The organism is Actinoplanes sp. M2I2 (genome assembly GCF_023544445.1).
Taxonomy (GTDB): domain Bacteria; phylum Actinomycetota; class Actinomycetes; order Mycobacteriales; family Micromonosporaceae; genus Actinoplanes.
The window spans coordinates 15,966-36,217 of record NZ_JALPVJ010000038.1 but is presented as its reverse complement, the minus strand read 5'-3'; the positions used below and the strand labels follow the sequence as shown (position 1 = coordinate 36,217).

The 20,252-nt window shown below is 71.8% G+C and carries 16 protein-coding genes; 4 read left to right on the top strand and 12 right to left on the bottom strand.

Annotated elements, in window-relative coordinates; translation table 11 throughout:
• Nucleotides 1-793 precede the first annotated feature (793 nt).
• From HJC40_RS42960 to HJC40_RS42940, 5 genes are all read right to left on the bottom strand, one after another.
• Entirely contained in the window at nucleotides 794-1,144 is a 351-nt protein-coding gene (locus HJC40_RS42960; protein ID WP_250009585.1) for a cytidine deaminase, read from the bottom strand.
• Nucleotides 1,137-2,513, bottom strand: coding sequence for a hemolysin family protein (locus tag HJC40_RS42955; protein WP_250009584.1), 1,377 nt, complete (start codon nucleotides 2,511-2,513; stop codon nucleotides 1,137-1,139). The genes HJC40_RS42960 and HJC40_RS42955 overlap by 8 nt, the downstream gene beginning before the upstream one ends.
• Nucleotides 2,514-2,516: 3 nt before the next feature.
• A complete protein-coding gene (gene ybeY, locus HJC40_RS42950; RefSeq protein ID WP_250009582.1) occupies nucleotides 2,517-2,984 on the bottom strand; it encodes an rRNA maturation RNase YbeY in 468 nt (155 codons plus the stop codon).
• Between the two features lie 22 nt (nucleotides 2,985-3,006).
• The gene (locus HJC40_RS42945; protein WP_250009581.1) at nucleotides 3,007-4,080 is read right to left on the bottom strand and encodes a PhoH family protein; all 1,074 of its coding nucleotides are present in this window, start codon (nucleotides 4,078-4,080) and stop codon (nucleotides 3,007-3,009) included.
• Nucleotides 4,081-4,205: 125 nt separating this feature from the next.
• On the bottom strand, nucleotides 4,206-5,597 hold the full coding sequence (locus tag HJC40_RS42940) for a serine hydrolase (RefSeq protein WP_250009628.1): 1,392 nt from the start codon (nucleotides 5,595-5,597) through the stop codon (nucleotides 4,206-4,208).
• A gap of 51 nt (nucleotides 5,598-5,648) precedes the next feature.
• Between HJC40_RS42940 and HJC40_RS42935 the strand changes: the two genes are divergently transcribed.
• Nucleotides 5,649-8,027 carry a beta-glucosidase gene (locus tag HJC40_RS42935; RefSeq protein WP_250009578.1) on the top strand — a complete coding sequence of 793 codons (2,379 nt, stop codon included), beginning with the start codon at nucleotides 5,649-5,651 and terminating at the stop codon, nucleotides 8,025-8,027.
• Here HJC40_RS42935 and HJC40_RS42930 read toward each other — a convergent pair.
• Both HJC40_RS42930 and HJC40_RS42925 read right to left on the bottom strand, forming a co-directional pair.
• Nucleotides 8,024-9,751 carry an ABC transporter ATP-binding protein gene (locus HJC40_RS42930; RefSeq protein ID WP_250009577.1) on the bottom strand — a complete coding sequence of 576 codons (1,728 nt, stop codon included), beginning with the start codon at nucleotides 9,749-9,751 and terminating at the stop codon, nucleotides 8,024-8,026. The two genes, HJC40_RS42935 and HJC40_RS42930, sit on opposite strands and share 4 nt — an antisense overlap.
• Nucleotides 9,748-11,271, bottom strand: a complete 1,524-nt coding sequence (locus tag HJC40_RS42925) for an ABC transporter ATP-binding protein (RefSeq protein WP_250009576.1) — start codon at nucleotides 11,269-11,271, stop codon at nucleotides 9,748-9,750. Before HJC40_RS42925 ends, HJC40_RS42930 begins: the two co-directional genes overlap by 4 nt.
• A gap of 246 nt (nucleotides 11,272-11,517) precedes the next feature.
• Between HJC40_RS42925 and HJC40_RS42920 the strand changes: the two genes are divergently transcribed.
• Nucleotides 11,518-12,312, top strand: a complete 795-nt coding sequence (locus tag HJC40_RS42920) for a hypothetical protein (protein WP_250009575.1) — start codon at nucleotides 11,518-11,520, stop codon at nucleotides 12,310-12,312.
• 412 nt (nucleotides 12,313-12,724) lie between these two features.
• Here the strand turns inward: HJC40_RS42920 and HJC40_RS42915 are convergent, their stop codons facing one another.
• Nucleotides 12,725-12,997: a hypothetical protein gene (locus tag HJC40_RS42915; RefSeq protein WP_250009574.1), complete on the bottom strand. Its 273-nt coding sequence runs from the start codon at nucleotides 12,995-12,997 to the stop codon at nucleotides 12,725-12,727.
• Between the two features lie 531 nt (nucleotides 12,998-13,528).
• Between HJC40_RS42915 and HJC40_RS42910 the strand changes: the two genes are divergently transcribed.
• Both HJC40_RS42910 and HJC40_RS42905 read left to right on the top strand, forming a co-directional pair.
• Nucleotides 13,529-14,884 (top strand): glycosyltransferase, encoded by a 1,356-nt coding sequence (locus HJC40_RS42910; RefSeq protein ID WP_250009573.1) that lies wholly within the window; start codon nucleotides 13,529-13,531, stop codon nucleotides 14,882-14,884.
• Entirely contained in the window at nucleotides 14,877-15,638 is a 762-nt protein-coding gene (locus HJC40_RS42905) for a hypothetical protein (RefSeq protein WP_250009572.1), read from the top strand. The genes HJC40_RS42910 and HJC40_RS42905 overlap by 8 nt, the downstream gene beginning before the upstream one ends.
• Before the next feature lie 238 nt (nucleotides 15,639-15,876).
• On the opposite strand, the gene HJC40_RS42900 is transcribed toward HJC40_RS42905, so the two are convergent.
• The 4 genes from HJC40_RS42900 to HJC40_RS42885 form a co-directional block, all read right to left on the bottom strand.
• The gene (locus HJC40_RS42900) at nucleotides 15,877-16,164 is read right to left on the bottom strand and encodes a hypothetical protein (protein WP_250009571.1); all 288 of its coding nucleotides are present in this window, start codon (nucleotides 16,162-16,164) and stop codon (nucleotides 15,877-15,879) included.
• A gap of 985 nt (nucleotides 16,165-17,149) precedes the next feature.
• The gene (locus HJC40_RS42895) at nucleotides 17,150-18,349 is read right to left on the bottom strand and encodes a hypothetical protein (protein WP_250009569.1); all 1,200 of its coding nucleotides are present in this window, start codon (nucleotides 18,347-18,349) and stop codon (nucleotides 17,150-17,152) included.
• Nucleotides 18,350-18,707: 358 nt separating this feature from the next.
• Nucleotides 18,708-19,313, bottom strand: a complete 606-nt coding sequence (locus HJC40_RS42890) for a hypothetical protein (protein ID WP_250009568.1) — start codon at nucleotides 19,311-19,313, stop codon at nucleotides 18,708-18,710.
• A gap of 180 nt (nucleotides 19,314-19,493) precedes the next feature.
• Nucleotides 19,494-20,228, bottom strand: coding sequence for a 16S rRNA (uracil(1498)-N(3))-methyltransferase (locus HJC40_RS42885; RefSeq protein WP_250009567.1), 735 nt, complete (start codon nucleotides 20,226-20,228; stop codon nucleotides 19,494-19,496).
• Nucleotides 20,229-20,252 lie beyond the last annotated feature (24 nt).

Below are 20,252 nucleotides of genomic sequence, written 5' to 3'. Positions count from 1 at the left end.
CCGACCGAGCTCTCCGCCCGCCGCCCGCCGGACGAGTTCTCCGCGCGCCGCCCGCCGGACGAACTCTCGACGCGCCGCCCACCGGACGAGCTCTCCGCGCGCCGGGCCGCCCGCCGCTCCTGGCGACGCAGCTCGTTCCGCTCCCCCGCCGTCAGCCGACGCTCACCGCCGGCCGACGCCACCGGAGCCGGGCCCGACGACGAGCCCGCACCACGCGCCGAACCACCCGTGGCACGAGCCGAACCGCCCGTGGCACGAGTGGAGCCACCCGTGAAACGAGCCGAGCCACCCGTGGCACGAGCCGAACCTCCCGTGGCACGGCGCGACCACGGGTCGGAGGAAGACGAGCCGGCCGTACCGGAGCCCCGCTCACCCGAGCCCCGCGAACCAGCCGATGCTGAGGCCGAGCCCGTCGCCGCACGACGTGAGCGCGGATCGGTCGAGGACGAGGCGGCGCCGCCCGCGCCCCGCTCACCGGATCGCCGGGAACCGGCCGAGCCCGTCGCCGCTTGACGCGAACGCGGATCGGTCGAGGACGAGCCGGCCGTACCAGAGCCCCGCTCACCCGAGCGCCGAGGCGTTGCGGAGTCGGAGCCGTCGGATGCGCGGCTCGGACGGGAGTCGGAGACGCCGCCCGGGGCCGAGCCGTCCGACGCGCGCGCCGGACGAGGATCGGCCGAGCCGTCCGGCGTGTGAGCCGTACGGGGATCGGCCGAGCCGGCGGGAGTGGAGCCCGAGGCGGAGGCGGTTGCGCCGCGGGTGCGGGGCTTGCGCGGGGAGGTACGGTCGTCGCTCATGCCGTGACCGTGCCGCAGAGGCTGCCCGTCGGGTCGGCCACGTGGATCGGGGCGTCGGCGGCCAGATCGCGCACCGCGGTGTGACCCGCGGGCTCGAGCTCGGCCGTCTCGGTGACCACCGCGGCCGCCTCGATGAGCTTGGCCCCCGACGCCACCGCCGACGCCACCGCGAGTTGCAGCGCCGTCACCGACAGGCTGGGCAGCGACACCGTGGCCGCCGCGTAGGTGCGGCCGTCCTGGTCGCGGACCGCCGCCCCCTCGGCCGCGCCCACCCGGGCTCGGGCGCTCCGCGCCAGGGTGACCAGTTTGGTGTCCTCGGCGCTCAAGGCGGTGTCCGTGTCAGGCATCAGCGGTCTGTTTCTCCTCGTTGTCGGTCGGGGTGTCGGAAGGGGTCTCGGAGGTGGGCTCGGGCGGCTCGACCCGGCGCACCAGCACCGAGTCGATGCGGTTGCGCCGGCCGGTCGTGCCCTCGGCCACCAGGTGCAGGCCGCCGACGTCGACCGTGGCGCCGGGGATCGGCACCCGGCCGAGTGTCTGGGCCAGCAGGCCGCCGACCGTCTCGACCTCGTCGGCGGGCAGCTCGACCCCGAACTGCTCGCCCAGATCCTCGATCGGCAGCCGGGCCGTGACCCGGATCGCGCCGTCGTCCAGGTGCTCCACCGGGGGCCGCTCGACGTCGTACTCGTCGGTGATCTCGCCGACGATCTCCTCGAGGATGTCCTCGATCGTGACCAGGCCGGCCGTGCCGCCGTACTCGTCGACCACGATCACCAGGTGGGTGCGGGCCGCCTGCATCTCGGAGAGCAGGTCGTCGACCGGTTTCGACTCGGGCACGAACGTCGCCGGCCGCATCAGGTCGGCCACCGCCTGGCCGGTCGACGCCGGGTCGCCGTTCTGGGTGCGGCGGATCACGTCCTTGAGATAGAGCACGCCGAGCACGTCGTCGACGCTCTCGCCGATCACCGGGATGCGCGAGAAGCCCGACCGCAGGAACAGGTAGAGCGCCTGCTGCATGGTCTTGGAGGCCTCTATCCAGACCATCTCGGTGCGCGGCACCATCACCTCGCGGGCGATCGTGTCGCCCAGCGCGAAGACCGAGTGGATCATCTCGCGCTCGCCGTGCTCGACGACGCCGCGCTGCTCGGCCAGGTCGACCAGCTCGCGCAGCTCGACCTGGCTGCCGAACGGCCCCTCGGGGAAGCCCTTGCCGGGCGTCACCGCGTTGCCGATCAGGATCAGCAGCGAGGCCAGCGGGTTGAGCACCTTGCCGAGCCAGCGCACCAGCGGAGCGGCCGCCTTGCCCACCGCGTACGCGTGCTGGCGCCCGACCGTACGCGGAGCGACCCCGACCACGACGAAGCTGACGACCGTCATCGTCCCGGCCGTGACCAGCGCGGCCGTCCAGCCGATGCCCCAGCTGTCGACCGCGACCAGCGCGATCAGCGTGGTCGCGGTGAGCTCGCAGAGCAGCCGCAGCAGCAACAGCAGGTTGAGGTGGCGCACCACGTCGGAGGCGACAGCGGCCAGCGCCGAGGCGCCGCGCTCACCCTCGCGGGCCATCTCGGCCGCGCGGGCGGTCGAGACGCTGCCCAGCGCCGCGTCGGCCATCGAGGCGAGGCCGGCCAGGAACACCAGCACCACCGCGAGCACGATGAGTTGCACGTCGGGCAGGCCCGCGGAGGCGGTGCCCGCCGCGAGCAGATCTGTGGGGGCCACGAGTCAGCCGGCCCGTCCGGCCCGCCAGCTCTGGAGCAGCCTGTTCTGCAAGGCGAACATCTCGCGCTCCTCCTCCGGCTCGGCGTGGTCGTAGCCGAGCAGGTGCAGCGTGCCGTGCACGGTCAGCAGGTGGAGCTCGTCGGCCGCCGAGTGACCCGCCGCGGCGGCCTGCTTGGCCGCCACCTCGGGGGCGAGCACGATGTCGCCGAGCAACCCCGGCTCACCCGCGCCCGCCTCGCCGGGACCGTGGTCGACGCTGCCCTCGTCCATCGGGAACGCGAGCACGTCGGTGGGACCGTCACCGCCCATCCAGCGGTGGTTGAGCTCGGCCATGTAGTCGATGTCGACGAGCAGGATCGACAGCTCGGCGAGCGGGTTGACCCCCATCTCGTCGAGGGCGTGCCGGGCCACCGCGAGGATCGCGTCGGTGTCGACCTCGACTCCCGACTCGTTGGCGATCTCGATGGACATAGTGGTGCGAATTCCCTTGGGATCAGCGCCGGTGCCCCGTGCGGCCACCGCTGGCGGCTCGACCGGGGACGGCGTGGACGGATTGAGTGGCGCGTTCCTGCTCGTCGTCGTAGCGCGCGTACGCGTCGACGATCTCGGCGACCAGCCGGTGCCGCACGACGTCGGAGCTGGACAGCTCGGCGAAGTGGACATCCTCGACATTCTGCAGGATCTCGCGCACGACCTTGAGACCGCTGCTGGTGCCGCCGGGCAGGTCGACCTGGGTGACGTCGCCGGTGACCACGATCTTGGCGCCGAACCCGAGCCGGGTGAGGAACATCTTCATCTGCTCGGGCGTCGTGTTCTGCGCCTCGTCGAGGATGATGAACGCGTCGTTGAGCGTCCGGCCGCGCATGTAGGCCAGCGGCGCGACCTCGATCGTGCCCGCGGCCATCAGGCGCGGGATCGACTCGGGGTCGAGCATGTCGTGCAGCGCGTCGTAGAGCGGGCGCAGGTAGGGGTCGATCTTCTCGTTGAGCGTGCCGGGCAGGAAGCCCAGCCGCTCACCGGCCTCGACCGCGGGCCGGGTGAGGATGATGCGGCTGACCTGCTTGGCCGTCAGCGCCTGCACGGCCTTGGCCATCGCCAGGTAGGTCTTGCCCGTGCCGGCGGGGCCGATGCCGAAGACGATCGTGTTCTGGTCGATGGCGTCGACATAGCGTTTCTGGCCCAGCGTCTTGGGCCGGATGGTCTTGCCGCGCCGGGACAGGATGTTGAGCGTGAGGACCTCGGCGGGCCGCTCGGAAGTCGCGTCCTCGAGCATGGCCGCGGTGCGGCGCACCGAGTCGACGCTGAGCGTCTCGCCTCGTTCGATGAGCTCGATGAGCTCGGAGAACAGGCGCTCGGCGGTCGCGTTCTCGGCGGGGTCACCGGTGATGGTGATCTCGTTGCCGCGGACGTGGACGTCGCTGGCGAGGGTTCGCTCGATCAGGCGCAGGATTTCATCCTTGGCGCCCAGCAGGTTCACCATGATCTTCGGGTCCGTGACCGAAATCTTGGTCTGCACCCGCGCCGCGCCACTGGAGCCCGCGCTGGAAGGGTTCGGCGTACCGGTCATAGGACGGCCACGAGGGCCTCCGCACCTGCTCTCTTTCTCATCGTCGCCCGGTCGGGACGGCGTGCTGGAGGATCGTGCCATCGTATCCGCTCAGCCGCGTGAGCGCCGATGCCATTATCGGCGGGTCAGCGGGCGGCGTCGCCGTCGGACGCCACTCCCCCGTCGAAGCCCTCCTGGGCCCGCGTGACGCGGTAGGTCGCCCAGTGCATCCGCACGACCGTCCCGGCGTCGTCCCGGGTGAGCCTCAGCAGCTCGCCCGCCTCGCGGCCACTGACCGTACGAAGCAGGTCGGACTGCCCCGGCACGGGCTCGAAGATCGCCGGCGGGGTGTCGGCCGGGGCCTCCGGCGACCGTGCCTGCAGGGCGCCGCCGTGCCACGAGAAGACGAACTGGGTGCCCTCGCTCCACCACGGCCCGAGCACCGACCGGTACGGGGTGGGCGCGGGCGGCGCGATCCGCCACGGCTGGATGTCGGCCGGGTCGTGCTCGACGGCCGCGTTCAGCAGCTCGTGCACCAGGTCGTTGATCTCACCGGCGGTGCCGGACGACCCGAGGACCGCGCAGCCGAGCCCGTCCGGCAGGCCTTCGCCACCGCGCCGCCCGTACGCCCCGGCGAGGAACCCCGGCATCGCGCCGTCATGCCCGACGTGCACGGACCGCCCGCCCTGCGGAGCGATGATCAGCCCGAGCCCCCAGCCGAGCTGCCACAGCGTCTCGTTGGTGGTGGTGGCCGGGAAGCGCATCTCGTCGACGGTGGCGGCGGAGAGCACCTGCCCGCGCGGGTCGATCGTCCCGGGGTCGGCCAGGAAGGCGCCCCAGGTGGCCATGTCCCCCGCGGTGCTCCAGAGCTGGGCGGCCGGGCCGACGCCACCCAGATCGGTCCGCGGTTCGGGGCGGGCGGCGTCCGAGTACGCGTCGACCAGATAGCCGACCGCGGCCTGGGCCGGCGGGTGCGGCGTGGTGGCGCTGAGACCCAGCGGTTCGAGCACCCGGTCGGCGACGACCTCGGCCCAGCTGCCGCCCCGGAGCTTGGCGGCCAGCTGCCCGAGCACGGCGAAGCCGAGGTTCGAGTAGTGGAAGCGGCGGCCGTTGGGCAGCACCCGCTCGGCCCGGTCGAGCTGGGCGAGGAGCTCGGCGTCGCCCGGCGCCTGCAGCGTGTCCCAGATGTCCCCGTACGGCTCACGCTGGAAGCCGGCCGTGTGCGAGAGCAGCCGCCGGATCGTCGCGTCGCCGTGCGCCGGCACCTGGAGGTGCTCGCCGATCGGGTCGTCCAGGCCGAGCAGGCCGTCGTCGCGGCACTGCAGCACGAGCGCCGCGGTGAACGTCTTGGTGATCGAGCCGATGCGGAACCGGGTGTCGGGACCGAGCGGGTGATCGGCGTTGCCCGAGTCGCCGACGGTGAACACCCACGGCTCCCGGTCGGCCCGGCGCAACGCGACTGAGATGGCGGGTACGCGGCCGTCGGCCTGCGCCTTTCGGACGGCTCGTTCGTAACGGGCCGGGGGATGGCTCTCCATCTCCATGATCCTATGGTGGCAGCGACGAGCAATGCAGATGGGAGCGCTTCCATGGCGGATGTCGAGCAACTGCTGACGCAGTTGACCCTCGAGGAGAAGGTCTCGCTACTGGCCGGGCAGGACTTCTGGTCCTTGCCGGCCATCGAGCGGATCGGACTGCGCTCGCTGGTGATGTCGGACGGGCCCATCGGCGTGCGGGGTGTCGGCTGGGCGCCCGACGACCCGTCGATCGCCCTGCCCAGCCCGACCGCGCTGGCCGCGGCCTGGGACGTGGAGCTGGCCGAGCGGGCCGGGCAGCTGCTCGGTCAGGAGTCCCGGCGCAAGGGGGTGCACCTGCTGCTCGGCCCGACGGTGAACCTGCAGCGCACGCCGCTGGGCGGCCGCCACTTCGAGTGCTACTCCGAGGACCCGCTGCTCAGCGGCGAGATCGCGGTGGGCTTCGTCCGCGGCGTGCAGCAGCACGGCGTCGGCACGACGGTGAAGCACCTGGTCGGCAACGACTTCGAGACCGACCGCATGGAGGTCGACGTCCGGATCGGCGACCGGGCGCTGCGGGAGATCTACCTGGCGCCGTTCGAGCGGGTGGTGGAGTCCGGCGGCTGGGGCGTGATGAGCGCCTACAACGCCGTGAACGGGCTGTCGATGGCCCAGAACGGGCCGATCCAGGACGAGATCCTCAAGCGGGAATGGGGCTTCGACGGCATCGTGGTGTCGGACTGGCGGGCCGCGCGCTCGACGGTCGGCGCCGCGCTCGGCGGGCTCGACATCGCGATGCCGGCCCTGGAGAACCCGTGGGGCGACAAGCTGGTCGCCGCCGTACGGGCCGGTGACGTGCCCGAGGAGGTCGTCGACGACAAGGTCCGCCGGGTGCTGCTCCTGGCCCAGCGGACCGGGGCCCTCGACGGCGGCCCGGCGATCACCCCGCCCGCCGACCTCGACGGTGACGCGATCGCGCACGAGGTGGCCGCCCGCTCGTTCGTGCTGGTGCGCAACGAGAACTACGCGCTCCCGCTCGAGCCGGCCGCGCTGACCAAGGTGGCTGTGATCGGCGCGCTGGCCGCCGATGCCCGGGTGCTCGGCGGCGGCAGCGCGCAGGTCTCGCCCCCGCACGTGGTCGCGCCCCTCGACGGCCTGCGGGAGCGGCTGTCCGGGGTGGACGTCGAGTACGCGATCGGCGCCGACCCGCGCCCGTTCCTGCCCGCCGCCCACGGCCCCGGCTGGGCCCCGACCACCGTCTCGATCGGCAGCCAGGCCTTCGTGGTCGACCCGGCCGCGGTGCGGTGGATCGGCTCGCTGCCGGGCGGCCTCGACCCGGACGACGTCGACGAGATCCGCCTCGAGACGACCTTCACGCCCGACGTCGAGGGGGAACACACCTTCGCCGTCTCCGGCTTCGGCTCGTTCCAGCTCAGGGTGGCCGGCGAGCTTTTGTACGAGGGTTCGCTGCACCCGCCCACCGCGAGCCGGGCCGACCTGCTCCTGTCCCCGCGCGAGCAGCGGGTCACCAAGCGGCTCGAAGCCGGCGTGGCGGTACCGGTCGTGCTGCGCCAGACGATCGCGCGCGGCCTGGCCCACTCGATCTCGACCACGCTCGGCCACCGGCCGCCGGCCCCGGACGAGAACGGGATGATCGAGGAGGCGGTTCGCCTGGCCGCCGGCGCGGACGTCGCCGTGGTCGTGGTCGGCACCACCGAGCAGGTGGAGTCCGAGGGCTTCGACCGCGTCTCGCTCGCGCTGCCCGGCCGGCAGGACGAGCTCGTGTCGCGGGTGGCCGCGGCCAATCCCCGTACGGTCGTGGTCGTCAACGCCGGCTCGCCGGTGCTCCTGCCGTGGGCCGATGAGGTCGCGGCGGTGCTGCTGACCTGGTTCCCGGGGCAGGAGGCGGGCGCCGCGCTGGCCGACGTGCTGCTCGGCGTGACCGAGCCGGGCGGGCGGCTGCCGACGACGTGGCCGCGGCTCGAGCAGGACTGCCCGGTGCTGGCGATCGAACCGCGTGACGGGGCGGTCAGCTACGACGAGGGCGTGTTCGTCGGCTACCGCGGCTGGCTCCGCTCGGGCACCGCGCCGCTGTACGCCTTCGGCCACGGTCACGGCTACACCACGTGGCAGTACGACGAGCTCGTGGTCACCGAGTCCGAGGCCGTGGTGACGCTGACCAACACGGGCCCCCGGACCGGCCGCGAGGTCGTGCAGGTCTACGTGGGACCGTCCCCGGTCGACCCCGACCGGCCGGAGCGCTGGCTGGCCGGCTTCGAGAACGTCGAGGCGCAGCCGGAGGAGACGGTGACCGTGCGGGTCCCGTTGCCGCCGCGGACGTTCGAGACCTGGGACGACGGTGGCTGGCAGCGCCGGACCGGCGAATACCGGGTGATCGCCGCACACGCCCTGGACGACCCCCGCCTGACCGCCGCGCTTCACGTGAAGGGCTAACGCCGGGACTGCCAGGCCGACCACAACGTGGCATAGCGCCCGCCCGCGGCGACCAGATCGCCGTGGGTGCCCTCCTCGAGCACCACGCCGTGCTCGAGGACCACGATGCGGTCGGCCCCGGCGGCCTGGGTGAGCCGGTGGGCCACCAGCAGCGTCGTGCGGCCCTTGGTCGCGGCCAGCGCCGACTCCTCCAGCTCGCGGGCGCCCACGCTGCCGGCCTCGGCGGTGGCCTCGTCGAGGACGGCGATCGCCGGGTCGAGCAGCACCAGCCGGGCCAGCGCGAGCTGCTGCGCCTGGGCCGCGGTCAGCGGATGCCCGCCCTCGCCCACCACGGTCGCGAGCCCGCCGGGCAGCGCCCGGGCCCAGTCGAGCGCGCCGACCCGCTCCAGCGCGGCCTCGACGGCCTCGACCGGGGCGGCCGGGCGGGCCAGGCGCAGATCCTCGATCAGCGGGCCGGCGAACACGTGCGTCTCCTGGCTGACGATGGCCACGGTGCCGGGAGCGAGCTGGTCGACCGGCACCCCGCCCGCGGTGGCGGTGCCCGAGAGCGGGCGCAGGATGCCGGCCGCGATCGAGGCGACCGTGGTCTTGCCGGCGCCGGTCGAGCCGACCAGCGCCACGCGCTCCCCGGGGGCCACCCGCAGGCTGATGCCGCACAGCACGGGGACCCGTTCCTCGTACCCGAAGGTCACCGCCCGCAGGGTGAGGTCGGCGGAGGTGATCTCGCGGGCCCCGGCCGGCGCGACCGGCAGCGTGCCCACGCCGACCAGGCGGGCCAGCCCGGCGCCGGCCGCCTGGATCTCGTCGAAGGTGAACAGGATCATCGACACCGGGCTGAACAGGCGGTGGAACAGCACCGCGGCCGCCGCGGTCTCGCCGACGGTGACCCAGCCCGAGCGCACGTACCAGAAACCGGCCACCAGGATCGCCGACAGGCCGAGCAGCTCGGCCCGGTTGATCCGCCCGACGAAGCGGGTGAACAGTGCGAAGACCCCGACGGAGAAGTCCCGGGCGCGGGCCGAGGCGTCGTCGATCGCGCTCAGGTGCCGGCTCTCCAACCGGTACGCATGAACCGTCCGCACCCCCTGCAGACTCTCCACCAGCAGCTGGGAGCGGACGCCCACCGCGGCCCGCTCCGCGGCGTAGATCGGCGCCGAGCGCGGCAGATACCAGCGCAGCGCGACCAGGTAGGCCGGCATCGCGGCCACCCCGGCCAGGCCGAGCCGCCAGTCCAGCCCGAACATCGCGATCACACTGAGCAGCGCGAGGAACAGGGCCGAGATGACGGTCGGCAGCACCTCGGCCGCCGCCGCACCGACCGCGGCCACATCGGCGCCGACCCGGGCCAGCAGGTCACCGCGCCCGGCCCGGTCGAGCGTGGTGGCGGGCAGGCGCAGCGCGACGCCGACGGTCTGTTCGCGCAGGTTGGCCAGGATGCGTTCGCCGAGACGGCTCACCAGCGTCGTGGTGGCGCCGGCGGCGATCCCGCCGAGCAGCGCTATCCCGGCGACGAGCAGGCCGATGGGCACCAGCGCGGTGGAGGCGGCGCCGTCACGGACGAGATCGACCAGCAGGCCCAGCGCGGTGACCGGGACCACCGAGGCGGCGGCGGCGCCCAGACCGGTCGCCACCGTGAACGCAGCGTCGAGGCGGTGGACCCGCAACTGGGAGCAGAGCCAGATCCACGTCTGCCGGGGCGTCGCGATCGGGAGCGCGAGGGTCACCGCAGCACCGCCGTCCGGTAGGTGTCGTCGGTGGCCGCCAGCGAGGCGTGCGTCCCGGTCGCGACCACCTCGCCGTCGCGGACCACGACCACCCGGTCGGTGACGGCCAGCAGCGCCGGGCTGGTGGTGATCAGCAGCGTGCCCAGGGTCGAGCCGGGACCGTGCCGCAGATCCCGGATGCCCCGGGCGATGACGTGCTCGGTCACCGCGTCGACCGCGGTCGTGGGCTCGTGCAGCACCAGCAGCCGCGGCCGGGCCAGCAGCGCGCGGGCCAGGGCCAAGCGCTGCCGCTGCCCGCCCGAGAGCGCCGCCCCCCGGTCGGCGATGGCGTGGTCGAGGCCGTCGGGGTGGGCCGCCACCACGTCGTCGGCGGCCGACGCGCGCAGCGCCCCGCGCAGGTCGTCCGCCGCCGCCTCGAGGAGGTTGTCCCGGATCGTTCCGCTGAAAAGTTCCGGCAGGTGGGGCGCCACGAGCACGTCCGGCGAGCCGTCGTCGAAGAGCGCGACCAGCGCGGCGGCGTCCGGTTCGACCACGACGCCGACGCACTCGCCGGCGATCGGCGGGAGGGGATTGCCGGCCGGTGGCGGGCCGGCCGGCGAGAGGCCGAGCACCGCCTCGATCCGCTCGGCCGACGCCCGCGACGAGGCGAACCAGCCCGGCGCGGCGGAGAGCGTGGCGAACGGCTCGCCGAGGAAGGCGGCCAGCCCGATGACCGTCACCAGCTCCCCCGCCGAGATCCGGCCGCTGAGCGCGAACCACCCGGCCAGGATCGCGATGCCGCAGGCCAGCAGCGTGCTCACGGTGTCGGAGGCGGCCTGGAACCAGCCCACCGTCCGGGCCGCGCGCAGGGTCGCGTCCAGCGACTCGCGGCTGACGTCGCGGTAGCGGCGGGCGGCCGCGTCCTGGGCGCCGATCCCCCGCAGCGGGCGCAGGCCGGTGACCAGATCGGTGGCGAGCGAGGCGGCCCGGCCCGCGGCCTCCTGCCGCGCGGCGACCCGTCCGGTGATCCGGGGCGCGGCGCGCTGCAACGCCACCAGCACGAGCGGGGTCCCGACCAGGACCACCAGACCCAGGGGTACGGAGATCAGGCACAGCCCGGCCGCGCTGATGGCCGTCGCGACCAGCGCCCCGGACAGCCGTGGCAGATAGTCCAGCAGGTACGAGGTCGTGTCCGCGTCGGTGGTCGAGAGGGTGAGCACGTCACCGGTGCGCACCTCCGTACGCGGGTCGAGCACCTTGGCCGCCACCTCGAGCCGCAGCCGGTGCGCCTCGTCGGCCACGGCCCGCATCAGCTGCCGCGCGCCGGTGCGATAGGCGACCGTCAGCACCAGGAACAGCGCGGCCAGGACGCCGATCCAGAGGACCAGCCGACCCAGGTGCCCGGGGGCGACGGCCCGGTCGACGATGACGCCGATGCCGATCGGCACGAGCGCCTCACAGCCCTGGTGCAGCCCGATCAATAGGATCCCGGACGTGACCCGGCCCCGGTTGCGGAGCAGCGCCCGCCCGAGGAGGCTCACGCCCGCTGCCGCGCGGCCACCACGAGCCGGTCACGTTCCTCATCGAAGCTCATCAACCATTGACCTTGGCCCGGCGCATCCATCAGATCAAGACCGGAGCGCCCGCGAACGCCATCACCGCCCGACCCGGCCGGCCGCCTGACCCTGATTCAGTTACTGCCTGTGATCAAGATCGCTTTCACGCTGGGTAGTTCGCGCCTAAAGTATGCAGGTCACGTTCCGGTTGAGCCCGTTAGGACGCCTTGCATGTCGCCGATTCCTGAGCTCGACGCCAAGGCGCTCGCCCGGCACTGCGCCGCCGCACTGGCGGCCCACCCCACCCCCGGCCGCTTCGCCGCGCTGGTGGTCGGGCCGACCGATCCGACCGCGGATGTCGTCCGGACGGTCGAGGCATCGAGCACCGCCGAACACGACCTGAACAGCATCTATCTGCTCGTGCTGGACCGGCAGACCGGACAACCGGCCGGCGCCGGCCGCGTCGTGCGCGGCGGCGGCCGGACACTGGACGACGCCCCCGAGCGGATCGGCCGCGACCTGTCGGCGATCGTCGAGGCCCACAGCCTGCACGACGGCGGATTGATCTGGGATCTCGCTACGCTCAGTGTTCTTCCGGCCTACCGTACCGACAGGTCGGCCGTCACTGTGAGTGCGCTCCTGCATCGCTCGTTGCTCCGCGCGGGCCACCGGGCCGGCGTCCGCCACCTGGTCGCCCTCCTCGACTCCGGCGCCCACCGTGACCTGACGCTGCTCGGGCTTCCGTTCGTGCCGATGGCCGGCGCCGAGCCGGTCGACGGGGTGCACGCGGTGTACGCGCCGTTCGCCGCCCTGGAAGCGTCCATCGCCGAACAGAGCCGGCGCCTGCGCCGGCTCACCGGGCCGTTCGCCGGCGAGCTTCCCGTTCGGGGTCTGCGCCGCCTGCCCGCCCGGCGGGTCGCCGCCCGCCTGTCCGGGCAGGTCGCCACCGGACAAGGACTCGATCAGCACATCCTGCTGCCCGGCTTGGAACGGCGCCGGTACCGCGGGCTGCGGACACGCGGATAGCCGCCGGCCCGGCCGGATTGCGCGAAGCGCGGATCGCGGTGCGGGACTTGTGGAGAACCGGCGATCCGTTGGTCCCCGCCGGACGGCTGCGCCGTCGGCCGGCTCTCGCGGGCGGCGAAGGGGAAAAGGGCATGAAACCCGTGGTTGTATCCCTCACGAAACGCCCGGTCCCGGTCCATGCTGTGCATGTACCACTGATGAACGCGTCCGGCGCCGTAGGCCGATAACACCGAAGCAACGACGTAGGCGATGCTCTGCAAGGCGACACTGCTACCGATCAGCATGTATCAACCCTAGAGTTTTCGAACTGTCGAAGAATATATCGCCCCAGTTCGTCGATCGTGACTTTCGTGTGACCCGGATCGGCCGATCATCCGAACTTCTTCGTGGTTCCGCCGGCCGGAGCGGAAAGCTACGACCTGTCCATCTCCGCCTTGTGCACGGGCTTGGAGTGTCCCCCGTGACGGACTCCGGTAGCGACCGCCTTCGCCGAGGACGATGACGGCTGGCCGATGATCATGGCCATGATCGAGCGCGACGCCTTGTCGTAACCGGTGCGATAAGCCTGGTCCCGTTCGACGCCGCGCTTATGCCATTGATGGATGCGGCCGAACGCGTAGGCGCCGGACAGCAGAATGCCGAGTGCGATGATGAAAATGATGGTCTCGTTGCCGGGTGCGGTCATGCTTCACCTGTCATACGCCACGCGATTCCCATGTGCCATGGATGATTCGTACGCCGATGGCAGTCACCGCCGGCCGCGGAGAAGGCATTCCTTCACCGATTCACAACCGGGGATTCCCGAGGGTCCTGACCCGGGAATCCCCGGCCGGGTCACGTCGCGTTCCTGATCGCAGCAACTCGCCGCCGGCAACGCTGCCGGTTATGGGCGCGCTTTCTTGAGCTGCGACCGATCGCTGAGTGAACCGTTCCTTGCAAGTTGTAGAACTCGCATTCGACAACGCGCGGACTCGGTCGCCGGTCCAGCCCTGGACGAGGAAAGGAGAGTCTCCGGCTGACCGATCGGCCGATGCCGGACGTAGGGCCGCGAACTTCGCGAAGGCCCCTTTACGGGCAGCAGTCACCAGCGCGCCCGACAGTCGTTTCCAAACGCGACTCGTCATGGTGCTGCCGGCCGGCCTCGTGCTGAATTCGCTGATGTCGCCTGTTCTGCGCGGCAGGTAGTCGCGGCACCCTGATCAGGAAGGTTTCACGTATGCCGGAGAATCCCCTCACCCGACGCGGCCGGCGGCTCCTCGTCGCCGTCGCCGGAATCCTCTTCCTCGCGTTGGTCGCGGCGACCTGGTACGCCTACGGAAAGGGAGCCGATCCGGTGCTGCTCACGTACTGCTGGGTCGGCAGCGGCACGTTGATTCATTTCTTGTACGCCATTACCCGGGACCGCCGATTCGAGCACCTGCCGGTGGCGGCCGGCCGGATGGTCGCTGTCGTCCCGGCGTACGAGCAGGACCACGACGACTTGCGAGCCTGCATCTGGTCGATCCTCAACCAGCGCGGCGTCGTCGTCGACGAGGTCCACGTGGTGGACGACGGATCGATCCACCGGCCGGTCGATCCGTTTCCCCATCCCCGGGTCCGCTGGCACCGTACGGGCAACGGCGGCAAGCAGGCCGCCCAGATCTACGTTCTCGACCGACTCGATCCGCACGACTGGGACTTCGTCCTCACCGCGGACGGCGACTGCGTCCTGGACGAGCAGGCGATCGAGCACCAGCTCCGGGCGTTCAGCCGACCGGGGATCGTGGCGACCACCGCGATGGTGGCTGTGCGCAACGCCGAGGACAACCTGCTGACCCGGGTCGTGGATCTGCACAACGGCACCCGCGTCATGAGACGGGTCAGCCGGGCCCGGAGATCGCCGACCGCCCTGGCCACGGTCACCTCCGGCGCGCTGACCATCTGCCGGGCCGACACCCTCTTCGAGCAGAAGCGCCGCTGGATCGCGGCGAAGGCGATCGGGCAGCATCATGGCGACGCGGCCTTCGCCGACCTCGACGGCGACGTGGTCCGGGTGCACGAGGCGATCGTCTGGACCCGGGTTCCCACCGACGTCGTGGCCACCTACCGGCAACGACGGCGCTCGGCGACGGCGGCTTGGCGCCGGATCGCGCCCGCGCCGGCCCGGGCGCGCCTGCCCCGCAACGTCGGCCGCCTCATGCTGATCCTCCGGCTGGCTTTCGGTCCGCCGGCCCTCGGCTCAGCGGTGATCATCACCGCCGAAGTCGCCCGCCGCGACGCGCTCCGACTGCTGCCGGTCGTCGCCTACGCGGTGCTCTATCTGCTGGTGCGGTACGCCATGACCGGTCTTCATCTGATCCAGCGTCCGGGGCCCGGCAACGCCCGGATCCGGACCTGGATCCTGCTCACCCCGGTCGAAGCGGCATACCACCTGGCGTTCTCGGTGCCGATCAAATACCTCGCCCTGCTCCGGTTCCGAGAGGTCGACCGGACGGCTTCGGCCGATCCCAGCAAGGTCTACTACAGCGGTTATCTGATCGGGGCGGGCACCTCACCGACCCCGGCCAGTGGTCTCGGAGATGGTCATGAGTGACAAGCAGATCGGCCGGGTGGCGGTGTCGCAGAGCGGCGGGCCCATCCACCTCAGAACGTCCGTTCCCGGGGCGAGCCCATCGGGACAGCGGGCCGAGCCGGCCCCGCACGCCGTCCGGGGAACGCCGGCGACGTACGGCCCGGCTCACCACCAGGAGCAGGTAGTGCAGCGTGGCGGCCCCGTCGACGCGGTGGCGCCGGACAAGGCACTCGAGGTGCTGACGCTGGCGCAACGGACGGCCGAGGCTCATGTCGCCGGTGCGGCCGGGCAGGCAAGAAAGGCCCTGGCCGACGCCGAAGCCCGCATCGAACAGATGCTCCGCGATGCCCAGTCCCACGCCGATCAGATCCGCGGCGAGGCCGAGGCCGTCCTGGCCGAGGCCCACGCCGCCGCCGCGGTGACCGGACGCGAGGCCCAGGCCGAGGCGGCCGAGGTCCGGCGCCAGGCGGAAAAGATGCTCGCCGACGCCCGGGCCGAGGCGCAGAAGACGGTGGCCGGCGGCCAGGAGTACGCCGAGCAGCTGAAACTTCAGGCTCAGCAGCGCTACGAGGATGCCGTGGGAGGACTCGCGACCAAGCGGGAGGCCCTGCAGAAACAGATCGAGACGCTGGAGGTCTTCAACGCCGACTATCGGCACCGGCTGACCTCCTTCGTCCAGAGCCAGATGAGAGCCCTCTGGACCGAACAGCCCGACGTCCCGGGCGCGGTGGTGAGCGAAGTGGGGCGCCACCCGATCAGCTCCGGGACCGGCTGAGCAGATCTCCGGTCCGGCGCCTGCGGCCACTGCCCGATCGTCCGACGTCCTCACGACTCGGCACTGATCGGGCAGTGGCCGCTTTCTTCTCGCCTCCGCCGCTCTGTCTCGCCTCCGCGGCTTTGGTCTCGCCTCCGCGGCTTCCGTCTCGCCTCCGCGGCTTCCGTCTCGCCTCCGCGGCTTTCGTCTCGCCTCCGGTTACACACAAGGCGCCGAACGCCGGTCCGCGACCAGGTGGTCAGCTCTGCAGGAGCCGGCGCTGGCGACGACGGCGTAAGTCGATCTCGCGCCAGTTGTCCGGTATGTGATCCATGAAGAGCGTCTGGATCGGGGAAAGCGCGCCGGCCGACGCCAGCTGCTTCTGCTCGCGGATCCAGCGACGGGTGTCCGTACGCAGACGTTGCGCCCGCGCGCGGGCCGCGGCGTCACGCGGGTCGTTGTAAGGCAGATCGCTTTCCAGGAGCGCCAGTGCGGCCCGATAGGCCGCACGCCACTTGGCCGAAAGCATGGTCGTCTCTGTTTCCAACGGATCTTTTCCTTGCTTCGTCGTACTTCTCGCGAACCACGGCTCTACCCGCCCCTCGGGGGGCGGCGATTCCAGTCAGTAATACATCCTCGAATGTCGATCCAGCGGCTGTCGCGGGCTCCTGGAATGGATCAAGAACGTCCCCATCTCCACGGTCACGACCGTTTGCCATGCTCGCCCGTGCGCCTCGTTCAGCTCACGGAGCGTACATCGGCGCCGACCCCGACAGACCGGCGCGGATAGCGAGCAAAAGCCGAAAGAGCTTCACCAGCAGCCGTCAGCTGCCTTTTCCACCGGAAAGCATTTGTCGAACGCAATATCAGCCCTTTCCTCATATCCCGGAGCAGATACTCAACGTCATTTCGCAGGCCCGTTCCGACTAATGCGAGCAGCGGCTGATCTTCCCCGGGCGTGGGCACGCCAAACAATTCTGCCAGAAACGTCTGACCGATGCATGAAGAGGGTTTCGTAGGGGAACCGCCATTTATCAGCGCATCCGCCGGAGAGCAAGAGGGGATGATTGCCCCTCTGCAACCAGTTAGAGGTAAGAGCCACCGGATCACGCCCACCGGCGGCCCGTAACCCCGCACTGGTCCGGCGATCCGGAGTGGTCCGAAAGTCGGCCGGGCCGGCCGCACGTCCATCGTGACCAACCGTGCGGACTACACCGGACGAGGAAGGGCCGGGGTCGGGAGCGTCACCGAGGCGTCGCCCAAGGACAGCGAAGGGTGATCGGACCGGCTCCGGTGGCCGCCCGCCTCCGCCTTCGACCGGAGCCGGCATTTCGCCTGATGAAATTGCCTGACTCGACGGCGTCCCCCGAGCCGGTGGGCCCATTGCCCGAGGCAAAGGGGGCCATCAGTGAGTGACGGCGACCACACACACGCGGTGTCAATGCCTTCGTACCTGTCGGCGAGACAGCCCCGGCCCTAGCCCGCGACTCTCCGAACACGACAGTGCGCCGATGGTAGGCGTCGCCATCGCATCAATACGTCCCGGAGGAAAGGATCGACCGGCGGCCGGAATACGGATCGACCGGCGGAGAGGCGTTCACGAACTGGCTGGTTCGAACCGGCCACACCCTCCACCGAACGGTCAACCGGCGGCAGTCGTTCCGGTGTCGGACGGTATCCGCGAGTTCGACTTCCAGCGTGGACGAAAAGCGGTTTTCCCTGCCGTAAGACACCGAGCAAGACGGCACGAGAGGAATGCGATGAACAAGCTCACCCGCGCCATCACTCTGGGAGGCTTCGGCGTTCTCGCTGCCCTGGCCGTCGGGACCGGACCGGCTCAGGCGGCCGGCCCGTCCGGCACCACCCCGGAGAGCAAGAGCAAGTTCGCGACGGCCCGCGCCGACTGGCGCGTCGATGGCGAGGTCGTCGGCTACTACCGGTCCCGGCAGGCCTGCGAGCTGGCCGGCCGGTACGGCGAGCGGGCCGGCGCCTGGGACGACCACGACTGCGACCTGGTCCGCGGTGGCCTGCGGCACGGCACGTGGGCCCTCGAGGTCGGCGACGACGACAACTGGGGCCGGTTCGGCTTCGGCCGTCCCTTCCAGGTCATCCGTACGTTCCCGGGTCAGTTCCGGCCCACCCACCTGGGCCAGTTCCGGCCGGGGCGTCCCAGCCACGTCGGCCACAGCCACTTCGGTCACGGGCGCCCGGACTTCCGTCCCGGCAACCACCACGGCGGCCCGCGCGGCAACCAGCACGACCAGCAGGGCGGCCCGCGTGGCGGCCAGCACGACCACCACGACGGCCCGCGTGGCGGCCAGCACGACGGCCCGCGTGGCGGCCAGCACGACGGCCCGCGTGGCGGCCAGCACGATGGCCCGCGTGGCGGCCAGCACGATGGCCCGCGTGGCGGCCAGCACGATGGCCCGCGTGGCGGCCAGCATGACGGCCCGCGCGGTGGTCAGCCGGGCGGCCAGCACGACGGCCCGCGTGGCGGTCAGCAGGGCGGTCAGCACGACGGCCCGCGTGGCGGTCAGCCGGGCGGTCAGCCGGGCGGTCAGCACGACGGCCCGCGTGGCGGTCAGCCGGGCGGTCAGCCGGGCGGTCAGCCGGGCGGTCAGCACGACGGCCCGCGTGGCGGTCAGCCGGGCGGTCAGCCGGGCGGTCAGCACGACGGCCCGCGCGGTGGCCAGCAGGGCGGCCAGCAGGGCGGCTGGAACCGCTGAGCCCACGGCACGTCCGGGGCATCCAGCAAGCCCACCAGGGTCAGTGGTGGGCCGGAGGCTCCGGACGGACTGAGATCGTCGACTGAAGAGGAGGCCTATTGCCTGATTCCTCCAGCTGATGCTTAGTCACATCCCCTGGTGCCGCCGGGCGAGCACGATCGCCCGGCGGCACCAGCCCCCCGCGAAAGCAACGATTCCTCGTGCTCCCGCCCGGCGCTGGTGTCATTCCTTTTCGTGCGCCCCGTCAATTCCGCCGGAAACAGTGTCGATTCCGGCCGGGGCGTTGTTCGACATTCACGTGGCGGGCCCGAACACCGACCACGATGGTGCGGAGGCGCCGGACCGAGGATCGCGGCGACACCGGTCAGTAGGCGCTGTCGTCCTTGGCGCCGTTGTTCTTGGTGCCGTTGTCCTTGGCGCCGTAGCCGTCGCCGGCTCCGTTGTTCTTGGTGCCGTTGTCCTTGGCGTCGTCGTTCTTGGCGTCGTTGTCCTTGGCACCGTTGTTCTTCGTGCCCTTGTCCTTGCCTCCGTAGCCGTCGTCGGCTCCGTTGTCCTTCGTGCCGTTGCCCTTGGCGCCGTTGCCCTTGGTGTTGCCCTTGGACCCGTAGCCGCCGCCGTCGCCCTTGAAGTCCTGGGGCCGGACCGCCGGCCCGTGCCCGTGCCCGACCCGACGCCACCAGTCGTCCCGCTCGACCTCGAGGGCCCAGACGCCCCGGCGGAAGCCGACGCGGATCAGGTCGCAGTCGTAGTCGTCCCACCGTCCGAAGTGCTCACCGACGCGGCCGGCGAGGTCGCAGGCGCCCAGCGTCCGGTAGTAGCCGACGACCCCGTCCCGGTCGCGGTGCTGCTGGGTCTGACCGGCGCCCGGCTTGGCGTCCGTCTGGGTGGTGGCCGGGGAGGCCTGCGCCGGACCGGCACCGATGGTGAGGCCGGCCAGCACGCCCAGGCCGGTCACCGCGAAAACGCGCATCGACTTATTCATTGCTGTTCCCTTTCGTACCTTTGCACGATCTTGTGCAAGATCAGCAAAGCACGCGAATCGGCACAAATCACCCGAGCAACACGCCGAGGTAGCCGGAAGGAATGAATGACGATCAGGCACCGGAGTGCCCGCTTCCAGCCGAAAAGAAAGACGACTGCCCGGGTTACGTCACCAGCGGCCGAGCCGGGCCGACAGCACCGACAGCGCCGCCACCCCGGCCGTCGAGGTGCGCAGAACCTCGCGGCCCAGCCGCACGGCGGTCGCGCCGGCGTCCGTGAACGCCTCGAGCTCGACGTCGGTGATGCCGCCCTCCGGCCCGACGACCAGCGCGATGTCGCCCGACGCGGGCAACGCATACGTCGCCAGCGACGCGGTCGCCTCCTCATGCAGCACGAACGCCGCGGACGCGGCGGCGAGCCGGGCGGCCACCTGTTTCGTCGAGCAGTCCGGCTCGCCGCCGACCGTTGGCAGCCACGCCCGCCGGGCCTGCTTGGCCGCCTCACGGGCGGTGGAGACCCATTTGTCGCGGGACCGCCCACCCCGATCGCCGCGCCACTGCGCCACCGACCGCGCGGCGGCCCACGGCAGAATCTCGTCGACACCGATCTCGGTCATCGCCTGCACCGCCAGCTCGCCCCGGTCGCCCTTGGCGATGCCCTGGGCCACGAGCAGGCGCGGGTCGGGCGCGGGCACCTGCACACGGTCCCGGATCTCGACATCGACGCTGCCCTTGCGGACGGTCGTGACCTCGCCGGTGACGCTGCCGCCCCGCCCGTCGGCCAGGATCAGCGTCTCCCCGGCGCGCAGCCGCTGGACGTCCGCGGCGTGATGCCCCTCGGGCCCGTCGAGCGTGTGCGAGGCGCCGGTGGGCAGGACGTCGACGAGAAAGAGCGGTGCGGACACCGGGCGACGCTACCTCAGGCCGGG

Excerpts from the sequence above, each read along its gene's own strand:
- HJC40_RS42915 (WP_250009574.1), bottom strand. The coding sequence starts at position 12,997 with ATGACCGCACCCGGCAACGAGACCATCATTTTCATCATCGCACTCGGC.
- HJC40_RS42940 (WP_250009628.1), bottom strand. The coding sequence starts at position 5,597 with ATGGAGAGCCATCCCCCGGCCCGTTACGAACGAGCCGTCCGAAAGGCG.
- ybeY (WP_250009582.1), bottom strand. The coding sequence starts at position 2,984 with ATGTCCATCGAGATCGCCAACGAGTCGGGAGTCGAGGTCGACACCGAC.
- HJC40_RS42910 (WP_250009573.1), top strand. The coding sequence starts at position 13,529 with ATGCCGGAGAATCCCCTCACCCGACGCGGCCGGCGGCTCCTCGTCGCC.
- HJC40_RS42935 (WP_250009578.1), top strand. The coding sequence starts at position 5,649 with ATGGCGGATGTCGAGCAACTGCTGACGCAGTTGACCCTCGAGGAGAAG.
- HJC40_RS42960 (WP_250009585.1), bottom strand. The coding sequence starts at position 1,144 with ATGCCTGACACGGACACCGCCTTGAGCGCCGAGGACACCAAACTGGTC.
- HJC40_RS42890 (WP_250009568.1), bottom strand. The coding sequence starts at position 19,313 with ATGCGCGTTTTCGCGGTGACCGGCCTGGGCGTGCTGGCCGGCCTCACC.
- HJC40_RS42945 (WP_250009581.1), bottom strand. The coding sequence starts at position 4,080 with ATGACCGGTACGCCGAACCCTTCCAGCGCGGGCTCCAGTGGCGCGGCG.
- HJC40_RS42920 (WP_250009575.1), top strand. The coding sequence starts at position 11,518 with ATGTCGCCGATTCCTGAGCTCGACGCCAAGGCGCTCGCCCGGCACTGC.
- HJC40_RS42905 (WP_250009572.1), top strand. The coding sequence starts at position 14,877 with ATGAGTGACAAGCAGATCGGCCGGGTGGCGGTGTCGCAGAGCGGCGGG.